Origin of the sequence: Kribbella sp. NBC_01484 (assembly GCF_036227145.1) — a bacterium.
Classification (GTDB): Bacteria; Actinomycetota; Actinomycetes; order Propionibacteriales; family Kribbellaceae; genus Kribbella.
Window position 1 is genome coordinate 1,387,157 of the sequence record NZ_CP109437.1, and the last position, 16,821, is coordinate 1,403,977.

At 68.2% G+C, this 16,821-nt stretch carries 15 protein-coding genes; 10 read left to right on the top strand and 5 right to left on the bottom strand.

Annotated elements, in window-relative coordinates:
* The first annotated feature begins 4 nt into the window (after positions 1-4).
* Entirely contained in the window at positions 5-382 is a 378-nt protein-coding gene (locus OG555_RS06705; RefSeq protein ID WP_329481939.1) for a DUF427 domain-containing protein, read from the top strand.
* Positions 383-543: 161 nt separating this feature from the next.
* Here OG555_RS06705 and OG555_RS06710 read toward each other — a convergent pair whose 3' ends face one another.
* The gene (locus OG555_RS06710; protein ID WP_329481940.1) at positions 544-1,308 is read right to left on the bottom strand and encodes an alpha/beta fold hydrolase; all 765 of its coding nucleotides are present in this window, start codon (positions 1,306-1,308) and stop codon (positions 544-546) included.
* 357 nt (positions 1,309-1,665) lie between these two features.
* Here OG555_RS06710 and OG555_RS06715 point away from each other — a divergent pair, with 357 nt between their 5' ends.
* From OG555_RS06715 to OG555_RS06735, 5 genes are all read left to right on the top strand, one after another.
* Positions 1,666-2,448 (top strand): GNAT family N-acetyltransferase, encoded by a 783-nt coding sequence (locus tag OG555_RS06715; protein WP_329481941.1) that lies wholly within the window; start codon positions 1,666-1,668, stop codon positions 2,446-2,448.
* Positions 2,445-2,996: an AAA family ATPase gene (locus OG555_RS06720; RefSeq protein WP_329481943.1), complete on the top strand. Its 552-nt coding sequence runs from the start codon at positions 2,445-2,447 to the stop codon at positions 2,994-2,996. The genes OG555_RS06715 and OG555_RS06720 overlap by 4 nt, the downstream gene beginning before the upstream one ends.
* Complete coding sequence (locus tag OG555_RS06725; RefSeq protein WP_329481944.1) at positions 2,993-5,278, top strand: helicase-associated domain-containing protein; 2,286 nt, start codon at positions 2,993-2,995, stop codon at positions 5,276-5,278. The genes OG555_RS06720 and OG555_RS06725 overlap by 4 nt, the downstream gene beginning before the upstream one ends.
* Positions 5,279-5,324: 46 nt before the next feature.
* A complete protein-coding gene (locus OG555_RS06730; RefSeq protein ID WP_329481946.1) occupies positions 5,325-6,965 on the top strand; it encodes a DNA repair helicase XPB in 1,641 nt (546 codons plus the stop codon).
* A gap of 411 nt (positions 6,966-7,376) precedes the next feature.
* On the top strand, positions 7,377-8,549 hold the full coding sequence (locus OG555_RS06735; RefSeq protein ID WP_329484779.1) for an IS110 family transposase: 1,173 nt from the start codon (positions 7,377-7,379) through the stop codon (positions 8,547-8,549).
* Between the two features lie 38 nt (positions 8,550-8,587).
* Here OG555_RS06735 and OG555_RS06740 read toward each other — a convergent pair whose 3' ends face one another.
* From OG555_RS06740 to OG555_RS06755, 4 genes are all read right to left on the bottom strand, one after another.
* Positions 8,588-9,445: a type IV toxin-antitoxin system AbiEi family antitoxin domain-containing protein gene (locus tag OG555_RS06740; RefSeq protein ID WP_329481947.1), complete on the bottom strand. Its 858-nt coding sequence runs from the start codon at positions 9,443-9,445 to the stop codon at positions 8,588-8,590.
* Between the two features lie 156 nt (positions 9,446-9,601).
* Positions 9,602-10,312 carry a FadR/GntR family transcriptional regulator gene (locus tag OG555_RS06745; protein ID WP_329481948.1) on the bottom strand — a complete coding sequence of 237 codons (711 nt, stop codon included), beginning with the start codon at positions 10,310-10,312 and terminating at the stop codon, positions 9,602-9,604.
* Positions 10,313-10,338: 26 nt separating this feature from the next.
* Positions 10,339-11,274 carry a dihydrodipicolinate synthase family protein gene (locus OG555_RS06750; protein ID WP_329481950.1) on the bottom strand — a complete coding sequence of 312 codons (936 nt, stop codon included), beginning with the start codon at positions 11,272-11,274 and terminating at the stop codon, positions 10,339-10,341.
* Positions 11,275-11,288: 14 nt separating this feature from the next.
* Entirely contained in the window at positions 11,289-12,365 is a 1,077-nt protein-coding gene (locus OG555_RS06755; protein ID WP_329481952.1) for a sialidase family protein, read from the bottom strand.
* Positions 12,366-12,412: 47 nt separating this feature from the next.
* On the opposite strand from OG555_RS06755, the gene OG555_RS06760 reads away from it, so the two are divergent.
* The 4 genes from OG555_RS06760 (at position 12,413) to OG555_RS06775 (ending at position 16,811) form a co-directional block, all read left to right on the top strand.
* On the top strand, positions 12,413-14,035 hold the full coding sequence (locus tag OG555_RS06760; protein WP_329481953.1) for an ABC transporter substrate-binding protein: 1,623 nt from the start codon (positions 12,413-12,415) through the stop codon (positions 14,033-14,035).
* A complete protein-coding gene (locus tag OG555_RS06765; protein ID WP_329481954.1) occupies positions 14,036-14,980 on the top strand; it encodes an ABC transporter permease in 945 nt (314 codons plus the stop codon).
* A complete protein-coding gene (locus OG555_RS06770; RefSeq protein WP_329481955.1) occupies positions 14,977-15,897 on the top strand; it encodes a carbohydrate ABC transporter permease in 921 nt (306 codons plus the stop codon). The genes OG555_RS06765 and OG555_RS06770 overlap by 4 nt, the downstream gene beginning before the upstream one ends.
* A gap of 122 nt (positions 15,898-16,019) precedes the next feature.
* Positions 16,020-16,811 (top strand): phosphatase PAP2 family protein, encoded by a 792-nt coding sequence (locus OG555_RS06775; RefSeq protein WP_329481956.1) that lies wholly within the window; start codon positions 16,020-16,022, stop codon positions 16,809-16,811.
* Positions 16,812-16,821 lie beyond the last annotated feature (10 nt).

Genomic DNA, 16,821 nt, shown 5'->3' on the forward strand with positions numbered 1-16,821 from the left:
GGCAATGGCGGACAAGACCGTGAAGATTCCTGGCCCGGACCACCCGATCACGGTCGGGAAGAATCCGGACCGCGTGGTGGTGAAGGTCGGCGACCAGGTGATCGCGGACACCCGGGACGCACTGTCGCTGCAGGAGGCGAGCTACGCCGCCGTGCAGTACATCCCGCGCAAGGACGTCGATCTCACGCTGCTCGAGCGCACCGACCACGAGAGCTACTGCCCGTACAAGGGCGACGCGTCGTACTACAGCGTCCTCCCCGCCGGGGCGGACGGGGTGAACGCGGTGTGGACCTACGAGCAGCCGTACGACGCGGTCGCGGACATCCGCGAGCACGTCGCGTTCTACCCCAATAAGGTATCGATCGAGATCATCGCCGACTAGGGCGTGTCTGATGGTCCCGCGCCGTAGCGAGCAGGTGCTCGGTGCGGTGCGTCGGCGTGCTGGAGCGAAGGTCTCGATGCGGAGCATCGTGGCCTTTGCGCCAGTGCGGCGAGGTGCCGTGCCGAGTGCCGCGCAGTAGGCGGGGGGCCATCAGACACGCCCTATAGAAAGTCGGTCAGTACTGGGGCGAGGAGCTCCGGTGGTACGACGTGATCCTGGTCGGCGAGTTCGGCGTACCGGGCCGTGGGCAGCAGCGCCACGATCCGGTGCGCGGCATCGACCATGAACGGCGGTGACGCGGTCCCGGCGACCACGAGCGTCGGCTGCGTGATCTTGGCGAGCAGTTCAGCCGGGGTCCGCCCGCCGGGTGCGCCGTGGTCCATGACGGCGAAGTCGTAGGCCAGCGTCTGGGCGAGGTCGGCCACACCGGGAGCCGCCGCGGTCTCGAGCGCCGCATGCTTCGGCATGCCCGCCATCATCAGGAACAACTCGACCGCCTCTTGCCGGCGGTCCTCGCGCAGCAACTCGAGCACCTGAGCGCCGTCCTCCTCCGAGTCGACGTCGTCCGGTCCGTACGGCGGCTCGTGCAGCACCACCTTCGTGAACGGCAGACCGGTGCTCGCCGCGATCGCCACCAGCCCGGCGCCGGAGGAGTGTCCATAGATCGCCGCGCTACTACCGACGGCCGTAAGCAGCGCCGCGATGTCGTCTACCTCGCGTTCCACGGCGTACGCCGTACTGTCGCCGGAGTCACCGCGCCCGCGCCTGTCGTAGGTCACCACATCGAAGTTGCGGGACAGTTCGGTCGCCAGGGGCTTGAGTGCGTTGCGGTTACAGAGCGCGCCTCCGACCAGGATCACCTGAGGTCCGCTGCCGAGCCGCTCGTAGGCGATGGTCGTACCGTCCGTCGACGTCACTTTCTCCATTGCGTCCTCCAGGTCTTGGTTGAACACTCTGGACGTCGGAGCCGGTTCACGAACTTCGACATGTTCCTGCTGGGTTCTCCCCTCGTGAGCCAAGCGAGAAGCAGACAGTCCAGGGGATATCCGGCGCTTCGGTCGGTTCCGTGGGTGTTGCCCGTGCCGTCGACCGGGTCGCCAGGCCATCACAACGAGGCGAGTACGAAGACCTTCCGCGGGCGGTCGCGGCGTCTCGCTGATTGTGATGGCCTGCAAGTCCGCCGGCCGGGCCAGGCTGTCCGGTTGGCCTGTCCGGCGCGGAAACGACACGAGAGCCGGATATTCCCTGGCGTGGACCCCGCCGGGGTGGTTCACTGCGTCGCGATGATCAGCAGAGTCGACGACTACCTTCATGCGGTCCCGCTGTCCGGCTCGGTGGCCGAGCAGGTCGGGCCGTTCACACTGTTCCGCAGTACGACGATCTGGCCGTACTACGCGCGGCCGGTGCCGGGCTCGGGGACCACCGTCGAGCCGGCCGACGTCGAGCTGGTCCGGGCCCGTTGCGCGGAGCTGGGCATCCCGCTGAGCTTCGAGTGGGTCGTCGAGACCTGCCCGTCGCTGGGTCCGGCGGCGGCCGCGGCCGGGCTGACCGTGGTCGAACACCCGCTGCTTGTGCTCGAGCGCGACGACTTCCGCGCGGTGACGGTGGACGCACGCTGCGAGATCCTGCCCGCCGAGGACGCCGTACTGCGGCAGGCCCGGGCGGTCGCGGGACTCGCCTTCAGCGACCCCGGTACGTCGGTGGGCGCAGCCGGACCGGTGGAGCGCGACGCCCACGCGGCCGAGGTGGCGGACGACATGATCGCGGGCCTGCGGGACCGGGCGCTCAGGGGCGTGACGGTGAACGCGGGTGCGTTCACCGACGAAGGCATGGTCGCCAGTGGGGCGCACCAGCCGGTCGGGCCCACCACCGAGATCGTCGGCGTCGGGACTCTGCCGTCCATGCGCCGCCGCGGCCTGGCCGCGGCCCTCACCTCCGTGCTGGTCGAGCACGCCTTCGCGAACGGGGTCGATCTCGTCCTGCTGTCGGCGGAGTCCGACGCGGTCGCCGCCGTCTACGAACGCGTCGGCTTCCGCCGGATCGGCAGCGCCGGCGCAGCCGAGTGACAGGCAGTCCGTCCTCCCGTCTCGTCGTACTGCGCGGCAACTCAGGCTCCGGCAAGTCGACCACCGCACGAGTCCTGCGCGAGCGCCTCGGCCGCGGCACGGCGTGGGTCGAGCAGGACCAGATCCGCCGCGTCCTGCTGTGGGAGAAGGACCTCCCGGGCGCGGTCAACATCGGCCTGATCGACGCGAACGTCCGCTACGCCCTCGACCACGGGTACGACGTGATCCTCGAGGGCATCATGGACGCCGGCCGGTACGGCGACATGCTGCGCAAGCTGACCGTGGACCATCAGGGGCTGACCCGGCACTACTACTTCGACCTGCCCTTCGAGGAGACCGTCGTACGGCATGTGACCCGGCCGCTGGCGCACACGGTGAGCGTTGACCTGATGCGGAGCTGGTACCAGGCCCACGACGTGCTGGACGGCGTCGGCGAGGTGGTGATCGGCGTGGAGAGCACCTTGGAGGAGACGATCGCTCGGATCCTGAGTGATCTGGGGGAACGGTTAGTGGTGTTTGGGGATGGGGCCGTACCGTTGGAGGGATGAGCACATCCGAGCGGAACCGCCCACGTACCCTCGCCGAGGCGCTGCGTGGGTGGGACGACGCCGCGCTCGGCCAACTGCTCCAGAAGCGCCCCGATCTGGCGATGCCGATCCCCGCCGACACCGGTCAGCTGGCAGCCCGGGCGACCACCAACGCGTCCGCGGCGCGGGCGATCAACCGGCTGGACGAGTTCGGGGTGGATCTGCTCGAGTCTTTGTCGGCCCTGCCTGAGCCGGTGGATCTGGCCGCGCTGGCGGCCGGTGTGGATCAGCCTGTCGAGGTGGTCCGGCCGCGGGTGGCCGAACTGCTGGATCTGGCGCTCGTGTGGGGCACCGAGGACGACCTGCGGCCGATCCGCGCGGTCCACGAGCTGCTCGGGCCGACACCGGCTGGGCTCGGTCCTGTCACGACCAGGCATTTCGGCGATCTGGACAAGTTGATCGAAGAGGCCGGCCCGGACGCACGTGCGGTGCTCGACAAGCTGACGTGGGGTCCGCCGACCGGTTCGGTAGAGAAGGCCGAGCGTCCGGTGACGATCGCCTCGGCGCGTACGCCGGTCGAGCGGTTGCTCGCGCGCGGTCTCGTCGTACCCAAGGACGCGAACACTGTGGTGTTGCCGCGGCAGATCGGTCTGCATCTGCGGGGCGGGCGAGTGCTGGCGTCGACGCGGCCGACGCCGCCGCCGTTGGACGGGAAGAAGGTATCGGCGGCGATCGCCGACCGGGCCGCGGCTGGGGCAGCGCTTGACCTGGTGCGGCTCGTTGATCGTGCGCTGGAGCAGCTTGGGTCCGAGCCGCCGCCAGTGCTGCGTACGGGTGGAATTGGCGTGCGTGACCTCCGCAGTCTGGCCGGCAAGATCGGCGCGGAGGAGCAGACGACCGCAGCCGTGCTGGAGATCGCGTACGCCGGTGGGTTGCTAGCGGCCGTGGAAGTCGGCACCACTGAGATGTGGCTGCCTACCAGCGTGTACGACGACTGGCTGGAGCTTGACCTGGCGCATCGGTGGGCCCAGCTGGTGTTTGCGTGGTTCGGTGGGCTCAGGGCGATCGGACTGATCGGCAGACGCGACAGTGGTGGTGCTACGGCCGCTGCACGTGAGCGGTTGATCAACGCGCTCGCCCCGGATCTGGAGCGGTTGCTGGCGCCGGAGGTCCGGGTGCTGACGTTGCAGGCGTTGGCCGAGGCTGGTCCGGGTACGGCGCCGTCCACGGAGTCTGTGGTGACTTGGGTCGCGTGGCATCGGCCGCGGCGTGGCGGGCAGTTCCGCGACGATCTGGTCGAGTGGAGCGTCACTGAGGCCGCACTGCTCGGGCTGACTGGTCTAGGCGCGTTGGCGGAGCATGCGCGGCCCCTGCTGCAGCCGGAGCCGACGGTGGACGATCTGGCCGAGGCGATCAACCCGCTGGTGCCGGAGCCGGTGTCTGAGGTCCTGTTGCAGGCTGACCTGACTGCTGTTGCGCCCGGCCCCCTGGTGCGGGTTGTGCAGGAAGAGCTGTCTGCGATGGCCGATGTCGAGTCGCACGGTGGCGCGGCGGTCTATCGCTTCAGTGAAGGCTCAGTGCGGCGTGCCTTCGACCTCGGGCGGACCGCTGATCAGTTGCACAAGTGGTTGGCCGAGCACTCTCGGACTCCGGTCCCCCAGCCGCTGACTTACCTGATCGATGACGTTGCACGGCGGCACGGCGTACTCCGGATCGGCACGGCGTCGACGTACCTGCGCTGTGATGACGAGACTGTGCTGACCCAGCTGGTGAACTCGAACCTGCCGGGTATTCGTTTCCGCCGGCTGGCGCCGACCGTGGTCGTTTCGCCGTCGCCGCCGGACATGGTGCTGAGCCGATTGCGTGAGGCGGGTCTCGCGCCGCTGGCGGAGACCTTCGACGGCGTGGTCCATGTGACCGGTGGTGCGGCGCGACGCGGTGAGGCGCCACGGCGTCGTACCAGCCGGGACTTCGTGGACAACCCGGTCGACCTCACCGACGACCAGGTGAAGGCTGTGATCGAGAAGGTCCGCGCCGGCGACCGCATCGCCGCCGAGCGCCCCGCCGACGACGGCTTGCTCGACCCCACCGCCCCCGCCGAGACCATCGCGGTCCTGACCAACGCCGCCGAGTCCCACACCCGCACCTGGATCTCGTACGTCGACCACAACGGCACCGCCTCCGAACGCATCGTCGAGCCGGTCCGGGTAGCCGACGGCTGGCTCACCGCCTACGAAGACGCCACCGACCAACCCCGCACCTACGCCCTCCACCGCATCTCCACTGCCCGGCCTGTCCTTTGACCGCCTGAGGCACAATGGAAGGTCGGGGCGACGATAGGGAGCGGTAGTGACAGACGGTCCACTGATTGTGCAGTCGGACAAGACGCTTTTGCTGGAGACTGCGCATGCGGAGGCGAACGAGTGCCGGAAGGCTATTGCGCCGTTTGCTGAGTTGGAGCGGGCGCCGGAGCATGTGCACACCTACCGGTTGACGCCGCTGGGGTTGTGGAACGCTCGGGCGGCGGGGCATGACGCCGAGCAGGTGATTGATGTCTTGCTGCGTTACAGCCGCTACCCGGTGCCGCACTCGCTGCTCGTCGACATCGCGGAGACGCTGGACCGGTACGGGCGACTGCGGCTCGAGAAGCACCCGCAGCACGGTCTGGTTCTGGTGACGACCGACCGGCCGGTGCTTGAGGAGGTGCTGCGGAGCGCCAAGGTGAAGCCGATGCTGGGGGCGCGGATCGACGACGACACGGTGCTGGTGCACCCGTCGGAGCGTGGTCACCTCAAGCAGACGCTGCTGAAGCTCGGCTGGCCCGCGGAGGACCTCGCCGGGTACGTCGACGGCGAGACGCACGCGATCGAGCTGGTCCGGGACGGCTGGGACATGCGCCCGTACCAGCAGCAAGCGGTGGACTCGTTCTGGCACGGCGGCTCCGGCGTCGTCGTACTGCCCTGTGGGGCCGGCAAGACGATCGTCGGCGCGGCCGCCATGGCGCAGGCGTCCGCGACCACGCTGATCCTGGTGACGAACACGGTGTCCGCGCGGCAGTGGAAGGACGAGCTGCTCAAGCGCACCAGCCTGACCGAGGAGGAGATCGGCGAGTACTCCGGTGCCCGCAAGGAGATCCGGCCGGTGACGATCGCGACGTACCAGGTGATGACCACGCGCCGGAAGGGCGTCTACTCCCACTTGGAGCTGTTCGACGCGCGGGACTGGGGCCTGATCGTGTACGACGAGGTGCACCTGCTGCCGGCGCCGATCTTCCGGATGACCGCGGACCTGCAGACCCGGCGCCGGATCGGCCTGACCGCGACGCTGGTCCGGGAGGACGGCCGCGAGGGTGACGTGTTCTCGCTGATCGGCCCGAAGCGGTACGACGCGCCGTGGAAGGACATCGAGGCCCAGGGCTGGATCGCTCCGGCCGACTGTATCGAGGTGCGGGTGGACCTGGAGCAGAGCGAGCGGTTCGTGTACGCGACCGCGGAGCCCGAGGACCGCTACCGGCTGGCCGCGTCGACCCCGGCGAAGTCCCGGCTGGTACAGCAGATCGCCGAGCACCACGCGGACGAGCCGCTGCTGGTGATCGGTCAGTACATCGACCAGCTGGACGAGCTCGGCGAACGACTGGAGTGCCCGGTGATCAAGGGCGAGACTACGGTGAAGGAACGGCAGCGGCTGTTCCAGGCGTTCCGCACCGGCGAGATCAAGCGGCTGGTGGTGTCGAAGGTCGCCAACTTCTCCATCGACCTGCCAGAGGCATCCGTGGCCATCCAGGTCTCCGGCACCTTCGGCTCCCGCCAGGAAGAAGCTCAGCGCCTGGGCCGGGTCCTTCGCCCCAAGGGCGACGGCCGCACCGCGCGGTTCTACTCGATCGTCGCCCGAGACACCGTCGACGCCGAGTTCGCCGCTCACCGCCAGCGTTTCCTGGCCGAGCAGGGCTACGCCTACACGATTGTGGACGCGGAGAACCTCTTCGCCTGACCCGATGTGCAATCTCGACAGGAGGTGTCGGGCTCAGCCGGTGATCGCCACGCTCAGCGACTGCGCTACCAGCCGACGCTCCAGGAACACCTCCTAATGAGAGTTACCGGGTCGCCGTCGGGCAGACTCGGGGCTGGTAAGCCGCCGGTGGGTGAGCACTTGTACCTCCTGGACCGTTTGAGTCCTGTCGACAGATCGTGCCCCTGCCGGTGACCGGGAGATTTGATCGCTGATGGGATGTCGTGCCCGGCCCTTGGTGTGGTTGGGGGCGTGAGCACTGCTTCATTAGGTCGCTGATGGTTCTCCCGACCGGCTTGCTGGTGGTGTGGATGGCGTCGAGAGTGTGGGAGATCGGTGTTGAAGTTCTTTGTGGGAGATGACTGGGCCGAGGCGCATCACGATGTGGAGGTGATGGACCCGGCGGGGCGGGTGCTGGCCAAGGCGCGGTTGCCCGAGGGGGTGGCGGGGATGGCGCGGTTGCATGCGCTGGTGGCCGAGCAGTTCGGTGCGGCTGATCCTGACGAGGTCGAGGTGGTGGTCGGGATCGAGACCGATCGGGGCCCGTGGGTGGCCGCGCTGGTGGCCGCGGGGTACCTGGTGTTCGCGGTGAACCCGTTGCAGGCCTCGCAGTACCGCAAACGGCACGCGGTGTCGGGTGCCAAGAGCGACGCGGCCGACGCGCATGTGCTGGCCGACATGGTCCGCACCGACTCCCACCAGCTGCGCCCGGTGGCCGGTGACAGCGCCGAGGCCGAGGCGATCAAGGTCGTCACCCGGATGCACAAGACCCTGATCTGGGAACGGACCCGGACCACGCAGCGGTTGCGGCACGCGCTGCGCGAGTACTTCCCGGCCGCGCTGGAAGCCTTCGAGGACCTGGACGCCGCCGACACCCTCGAGCTGCTGACCAAGGCCCCCGACCCGGCCGCGGCGGCCCGGCTGACCACCGCCCAGATCACCGCGGCGCTGAAACGGGCCCGTCGCCGCAGCATCGCCGACAAGGCCGCGGCGATCCAGGCGGCGCTGCGCGCCGAGCACCTCGGCCAGCCCGCGGTGGTCACCGCCGCCTACGCCGCCTCGACCCGCGCACTGGTCGCGGTCCTGGCCGTCCTCAACGAGCAGGTCACCGGCCTGCAAGGGCAGGTGGAGGCCCATTTTGGCCGGCACCCGGCCGCTGAGATCATCTTGTCCCAGCCCGGGCTGGGACCGATCCTCGGCGCCCGGGTGCTCGCAGAATTCGGCGACGACCCCGACCGCTACGCATCGGCCAAAGCCCGCAAGAACTACGCCGCGACCAGCCCGATCACCCGCGCCTCGGGCAAGAAGAAAGTCGCCCTGGCCCGCTACGTCCACAACGACCGGCTCATCGACGCCCTCATGAGCCAAGCCTTCGCCGCACTCAACGCCTCGCCCGGAGCCCGCGCCTACTACGACAAACAACGAGCCCGCGGAGCCGACCACAACCCCGCCCTACGCCAACTCGCCAACCGACTCGTCGGCATCCTCCACGGCTGCCTCAAAACCAACACCCACTACAACGAAACAACCGCCTGGACCCACCCCACCCAAACCCTCGCAGCTTGACACCCAAACTCCTGGGATGTCTGTCGAGGTGCACTTTGTCAGCCGGCGAGACGCGACGCCAACGCGGCACGGACGGTCGCCACGACCCAGGCCGGGTCACCGAGCACCTGCTCGTAGGTGAATCGGAGTACCAGCCACCCCGCAGCAACCAGCTCGTCATAGCGCTGACAGTCGGCGGCGAAGTCCCGCCGGGATCCGTGGAATTCGAATCCGTCCGCCTCGAGCGCCAACCGGGCTTGCCGGTGCCCCAGATCAACACGAGCCCGAAACCAACCGTGGGTCACTAAGACCTGTGGTTCGAAGCCAGTGATGCCCGCGCTGATGAGAAGGGCCCGGAGGATGGACTCGAGGATGCCGGAGCGGCGGCTCGCGGCTGCCGCTGTTCTGCGAGCGTTCGGGCAGCCGGGACCACGCATCGCGGCACTGGCGGCCAGGAGTTCGTCCTGGCTGAGCCGGCCGGTGGCGAGGGCTGCGTCCGCAACGGCCAGGGCCTCGGCGAACGGGAGGATGCGGGAGCAATCGACGACGGTCCGAAGCAGTGAGGTGGTCCGGTCCCGGCGCTCGCCGGAGGTGGTGTCGGCCCAATGCAGAACAGCGGGTGGTCCCGGACGCGGGCGGCGCTTGGGCGGGATCGTGATGTGCGGCTTCTCCGGTGTCAGCAGTAGCGGAAGCCCCAGCGCCTCTGCGGCACTCACATGCGAAAGGACTCCGTCGTACGCGAGCACGGCCATCTTGCCGGCCGGGAGGCCCGGCAGCGCGTAGATGCCGAGAGCGATCCGCTGCACCTCACCTCGCTCGACCGCAGCCACGACGGCGTGGCGGGAAGTCGCGCGGATCAGCTCGGAGCGGGTCGCCCACCCACCATGGCGCGCGAGGACCTCGCCGACCGATTCCATCCAAGGATGGTGCCCGAAGTCGGTCGACTCGTGAGTTGGTTTATCCACAAGGGACGGCTCGACAGGACGTGTCCGGGTCCGAGGGTGCACCGCACGCTCAGCTCACCGGCCGTTGCCACTTCAGTGGACCTATACGTCCTGTCGAGCTGCACGCGCCTATTCGCCGAGGCGGGTGTGGATGCCGTTGAAGTGTTTCTTCATGGAGCGGGCGAAGGCCTCGGGATCTCCTGTCCGCAGGGTGTTCAGGAGATCCCGGTGCCACGCGGCCGCGTCGGCGGGGGTGTAGCGGGCGCCGGGGAGGCGAGCGTCGACCTGGGAGAAGGTCCGCCAGAAGACGCTGAGCAGATCGATGACGAGGGCATTGCCGAGCGGCTCGTAGAGCGCCTGGTGGAAGGCCCAGTCCTCGTCGGGGAAGTACTTCCCGTCGGCTGCCTTGGCTTCCATGCGTTCGACGATCGGCTCCAGGGTGTCGTCCCCGTGCCGGCTGAAGAACTCCACCACGTCCTCGGCCATGCCGACCTCGATGGCCTGGCGGACCTCGAGGACGTTCTGCACGTCGCGGAGGTCGCCGGCCATCGACTGCGACATCCGGAACGCGAGCCCGTCCTCCAGCGACTGCAGTGACACCTCGCCGACGTACGTCCCGTACCCGTGCCGGATCTCGATGATCCCGACCGCCTGCAGGGCCTTCATCGCCTCGCGCAACGGGTGCCGTCCGACGCCGAGCTGAGCCATCAGCTCCTGCTCGTTGGGCAGCGGATCACCCGCCTTCAGCCCGCGCTCAAGGATGTACGACTTCATCTGGTCGCGAATGAAGGACTGATTTCCCGCCGCACCACGCGCCCGGCCGAGCCCACCCGTTGTCACCCGGTCCTCCTTGAGACTAGGACCGCTCAGTGTAATCCGGCGCGGTCCAGTAAGGGCCGGATCCCGGCGATCTCCTGCTCGTTCAAGGGGATGCACGGGTACGCCGTCACCGGGCAGTCGATCACGCCCAGCAGATACAACCCCGCCTTGAACGCACCGAGCGCCGCCGAACTCGCGCCCATCCGCGAACGATCCGCCACGTCGATGATCTCGAACAACCGGAACAACCGATCCTGCTCCGCCCGCGCCGCGGCCGCGTCACCGGCGACCGACGCATCGAACAACCGCACGTAGCCGGCCGGATCCACGTTCCCCAACCCAGGTACGACGCCATCGACACCAAAGGCCAGCGCGGAGTCGACGGTGACCTCCGACCCGGTCATGACCGCGAAGCCGTCCAACCCGGCCTCTCGTCGCGAGAGCACCAACTGCCGCAGGCTCGTCTCCTGACCGCTCGAGTCCTTCACGCCGGCGATGATGCCCTGCTGCCCGAGCGAGATCATCAACGACGCCGGCAGCTTCGTCCCGACTCGCGACGGGATGTCATACGCATAGAGCGGCGTATCCCCAGTCGATGAGGCGAGCCGCGTGAAGTGCCGCTCGATCTCCGCCGGATGGGTGGCGGCATAGAACGGCGCCGTCGCGACCAGACCGTCCACACCGGCCTTCAAGGCAGCAGACACGTGCGCACTCACGCGAGAGGTCGACGTGTCGATGACACCTGCCAGCACCGGCACCTGCCCCGACACCTCCGCCACGGCCGTCTCCAGCACGACCTGCCGCTGCTCGTCGGTCAGGAACGTGCCTTCGCCGGAGGTGCCGAGCACGAACACCCCGTCCACACCCCCGGTCAGCTGGTACTGGATCAACCGGGCCAGCGATGCGGTGTCGACGTCGTACTCGGGGGTGAGCGGGGTGACGAGTGGCGGCACCACGCCGGTCAACTGGGCGGAGTCGGTCAAGGGGTCTCCCAACGTCAAAGGGCGAATGTGGCGAAGCGGAGGGTCGCGAACGAAGAGGTCTCGCCGGCCTCGTAGAAGATGCCGACCGAGCCGTCGGGCCGGAGGACGAGATCGGAGTAACCGGCCATGCCCGGATGCACGACCACTGCGGCCCGCCAGGACTGACCGGAGTCGTCGCTGACGAACACGGTCAGCTCCCGGCGGCTCGACGGCTTGACCGGCGTCGACAGCAGCAGGCGGCCGTCGGGCAGGGTGAGCACACTCCCCTGGATGCCCGGCGCGGTGATCTCGGGGATCCCGGCGTACGGCGCATCGAGCGTGGCACCGCCGTCCGAGGACCAGGCGTGCACCCGCGCCGGCCCGGTCCCTTGGTGGTTGCGGGCGTTGAAGTACAACCGTCCGTCGGGCAACTCGGCGACGGTGGTCTCGTTCGCGTTGATCTCCGCGCCGTCGTTGCGATCGACGAAGCCGACCGACCAGGTGATCCCGCCGTCGTCGCTGACGATGCAGTGCCCGCCGTTCAGCCGGATCAGGTCGTCGACCGGCTCCGGCGGCACGAACGAGTGGTTCGCCGGTACGACGAGCCGACCGCTCGTGAGCGCGATCCCGTGACAGGGCCCGGTCGCATACCAACCCCAGTCGGACGGCTTCACCTGCGCGGTGATCTCCACCGTCGGGCTCCAGGACACGCCGTCGTCGGCGGACCGCTGCACGAACACCCGCCGGCCGGACTCCGGATCGGTGCCGCGGGCAAGCGACATCTCGACGGCGTCGGCGCCGTTGTGCACCGTGACCAGCACGATGTCGCCGCTCGCGGAGTCGATCACCGGCACCGGATTCCCACAGGTCTTGCCGGGCACGGCCGACACCACCTGCAGCGGCAACCAGGTCTGCCCGCCGTCGAGCGAGCGCCGGAGGACGACCTCGATCTCACCCGCGTCGCCGGACCCGTGCAGCCGACCCTCGCAGAAGGCGAGCACCAGCTCACCTCGCGCCAGCACGGACGGGATGCGGAACGTGTGATAGCCGCTGCCCGCCGGGTCGAAGACCACGGCCGCAGCGATTTCCACGGCGCCGACTCTTGAAGACATAGGACGTACTATGTCATGGTGTGGCCCTCCGATGGAAGTGAGGCCTCATGCCAGTCAGCAGAAGAACTTTCCTCGGCGGCGGCCTGGCCGCCGCCGCTGTCGCGGTCACGGGTACGCCGCTGCTGGCGGGGTGCGCGTCGGACAAGAAGAACACCGCGGCCGCCAACGCGGCGGTGAAACTGCCGACGTACACCAGGTACGGCGAGATCAAGCCCGACCTGCCCGGCACCGACGTGGTGCTGGACGGCTTCCTCAAGTACCCGGCCAACCCCGCCAAGGTGATCACCGACGTCCCCGGCGACGGCAAGCCGATCACGTTCCTGACCAACATCCCGGGCGCGATCCCGCCGGCCGCGGACAAGAACCCGTTCTGGCAGGCCGTGAACCAGCGGCTCGGCTCCGAACTGCAGATCAGCATGGCCTCGAACGACGAGTACAAGGACAAGTTCGCCACCCGGATCGCCGGCGGCGACCTGCCCGACATCCTGAACATCCCGGTCGACACCGTGCAGATCCCCGGCCTGGTGAAGGCCAAGTGCATGGATCTGACCGAGCACCTGTCCGGTGACGCGGTCAGCAAGTACCCGTTCCTGGCGAACATCCCGACCGAGTACTGGAAGGGTTGCGTCTTCAACGGCGCGATCTACGGCGTCCCGGTGCCGCGCGGGATGTCGCGGACCTCACTGGCCCTGTACCGCGAGGACCTGCTGGCCGCCAAGGGCATCAAGGACCCGGCCCCGAAGAACTTCCAGGAGTTCTTCGACCTGGCCAAGGAGATGACCGCGGCCAAGCAGAACAAGTGGGCCTGGACCAGGGTGCCGCTGTCGACCATCCGGCAGATGCTCGGCGTCCCGAACGTCTGGAAGGAGGACGGCGGCAAGTTCACCTCGATGTACGAGCACGAGGCGCAACTCGAGGCGCTCGAGGCGGCCCGCAAGATGGTCGCCGCCGGCGTGATCAACCCGGACGCGTTCAACGACAAGGCGAGCGCGCGCAAGCAGTGGTTCAACGGCGGTACCGCCGCGTTCGACTACGACAGCTTCGTGGCGTGGAACCAGTACTACTCCGACAACACCGCCGGCGACGCGTTCGCGGTGAACATGCTCGACGTGCCCGGCTTCGACGGTGGCGAGGGCAGCCCGTGGATGGGCTCGGCGCTGAACAACGTCACCTCGTTCAGCAAGGACAGCAAGCACACGGCCGAGACGCTGCTGAAGATCGCGAACTGGATGGCCGCGCCCTTCGGCACCGAGGAGTACCTGTTCCGCAAGTACGGCGTCGCGGGCCGGCACTACACCCTGCAGGGCACGGATCCGGTGCCGACCAAGGTCGGAGTGGTGGAGACCGGTATCGGCCTGCAGTACATCAGCGACAGCACCCTGGCGCTGTACTGGGCCGGCAAGCCGGACGTACCGCAGAAGCAGCAGGCGATCCAGGAGAAGGTCGCGAAACGGCTCGTGTACGACGCGTCGTACGGGCTGTACTCCGACACCCAGTCGAAGAAGCAGCCGCAGCTCGCGAAGACGATGACCGACCTGGAAGGCCAGATCGCGCAGGGCAAGAAGCCGGTGTCCGACTGGACCGCGGCGGTGCAGACCTGGAAGTCCGCGGGCGGCGACAAGATGCGGACCGAGCTCGAGCAAGCGCTCGCCGACACGGCAGGGAAGTAGATGCTCCAACGTTCGAAGACGCGATCGCGGCAGCGGCTGAGCCTGGGGCGGCGACTGCTCCGGGACCGGGTGCTGCTGCTGTTCGCGCTGCCCGGGACGGCGCTGATCATCGCGTTCCACTACGTGCCGCTGCTCGGCAACGTGATCGCGTTCAAGGACTACCAGCCGTTCCTGGGCATCGGCGGCAGCGACTGGTCCGGCTGGGCGAACTTCAGCGTGATCTTCAACGGCGACCCGGCGTTCCTGCGGGCGTTGAAGAACACGCTGATCCTGACCAGCCTGCAGTCGGTCTTCGTGTTCCCTGCGCCGATCCTGCTGGCCCTGCTGCTGAACTCGCTGTTCTCCGAGCGGATCAAGCGGATCGCGCAGAGCATCCTCTACCTGCCGCACTTCATGTCCTGGGTGATCGTGGTCGCGCTGTTCCAGCAGATGCTCGGTGGCAGCGGGTTGCTGAACAACTACCTGCGCTCGCACGACCTCGCCACGCTCGACATCATCGGGAACTCGGACCTGTTCCACGTCCTGCTGACGTCGCAGATCATCTGGAAGGACACCGGCTGGGCGACGATCCTGTTCCTGGCCGCCCTGTCCCAGATCGACTCGCAGCTGTACGAGGCGGCCGGCGTGGACGGTGCGAGCCGGATGAAACAGCTGTGGCACGTCACCCTGCCCGGGCTGCGCGGGATCATCATCCTGCTGTTCATCCTGCGGCTCGGCGACTCGCTGACCGTCGGCTTCGAGCAGATCATCCTGCAGCAGCCGGCGGTCGGCCGGGACGTCAGTGAGGTCCTCGACACCTACGTCTACAACAACGGCGTGCTCGGTGGCGCCTGGGGCGTGGCGGCCGCGGTCGGCCTGGTGAAGGGCATCGTCGGGGTCATCCTCGTGCTCACCGCGAACAAGGTCGCCCACATCTTCGGGGAGCAAGGGGTGTACAACCGATGACGCAGACGATCGTGGCCCGCAGAGTCGCGCCTCGCCGGAAGATCGTCCAGGGCGTGCCGATGCCCTCCTGGCCGATGCGGGTCTTCAAGGGACTGGTCCTGCTGGTGTTCTGCGCGGTGGTGATCGTCCCGTTCGTCGGGGTGATCTCGACCAGCGTGGCGCCGAACAAGCAGATCAACGAGTCCGGCGGGCTGGTGCTGTTCCCGAAGTCGGTCAACTTCGCCGCGTACGAGTCATTGTTCTCCGGCGGGGTGGTGACGCAGGCGCTGTTCGTCAGCATCTTCGTGACCGTGGTCGGCACATTGCTCAGCCTGACCGTGTCGTGCCTGCTCGCCTACGCGTTGTCCCGGCCTGGGTTCGTCGCCGGGCGGCCGATCCTGCTGGTCATCCTGTTCAGCATGCTGTTCTCCCCCGGCATCATCCCGCTGTACCTGACCGTCAAGGGCGTCGGGTTGCTGGACAGCATCTGGGCGCTGATCGTGCCGACGATGGTGAGCGCGTTCAACGTCGTCGTACTGCGGGCGTTCTTCATGAACCTGCCGACCGAGATCACCGAGAGCGCCCGGATCGACGGCGCGGGTGAGCTGGAGACGTTCACCTACATCGTGCTGCCGCTGTCCAAGGCCGTGCTCTCGGTGATCGGGCTGTTCTACGCGGTGGCCTACTGGAACGCGTTCTTCTCCGCGCTGCTGTACCTCAACGACTCCAGACTGTCGCCGTTGCAGCTGGTGCTGCGCACCTACGTGATCAACGACGCCCAGCTGGGCAGCGCGGAGCTCGGCACCGAGCGGCTGCCACCGCAGGCGTCGATCCAGATGGCGATCCTGGTCGTCTCGATCGTGCCGATCCTGCTCGTCTACCCGTTCCTGCAGCGGTACTTCGCCAAGGGCGTGCTGACCGGTGCCGTCAAGGGATGATCGCAACGGCGTGACGAGCACGTCACGAACGGTGCCCCTGAGCGCGGCCAGGGGTTGCCCAGGGCAACGCCAGGGTTGCGCCTGGGCAAATCCTCGGGGTATGGCAGGTACCGTCGAGGAGTATGGGGATAGAGGCGCTGGAGCGGGTGGGGCAGGGTGGGGAAGAGCAGGGACAGCGCGGGGCGCAGGTCTTCTGGCGGGTGGTCAGGGAGGCGGTCCTGTTGGCCACCCTCTTCCTCGTCTACAGTGCGGGCCGGCAGATCGCCGCGCGACATACCGGGTCCGCGTTCAGCAACGCCCATGAGGTGCTGTCCTTCCAGAGCTGGCTGCACCTGCCGAACGAGGCCTCGGTCCAGCACGCGGCACTGAAGTTCCCGCACCTGGTCGAGGGAGCGAACCTCTACTACGCCAGCGTGCATGCTCCACTGACCGCCGCCGTACTGCTCTGGCTGAGCATCTGGCGGCCGAAGGCCTACCCACACGTCCGGTGGACGATGGTGTCGGTGACCGGGCTGGCACTGGTCGGGCACATCGCGTTCCCGCTGGCACCGCCGCGGATGATGCCCGGGTTCGTCGACACCGGGCTGCGGTTCGGCCAGTCGGTCTACGGCGCGGAGCACTCCGGCGGCCCGGTGAACCAGTTCGCGGCCATGCCCAGCCTGCACGTCGGGTGGGCGTCGCTGATCGCCCTGTCGATGATCCTGATCACCCGGTCCAAGTGGCGCTGGCTGTGGCTGCTGCACCCGATCATCACGTTCACCGTGGTCGTGGTGACGGCGAACCACTACTGGCTGGACGGCATCGTCGTACTGCTCCTGCTGGGCGTCAGCCTGCCGCTGCTGCTCCGCCCCGGCCTGCACGACGACCGGCCGCGGACGCGTAATTCGGTTTCCCCGCGGCAGGTGCTCAAGTAACGTGGCGAGG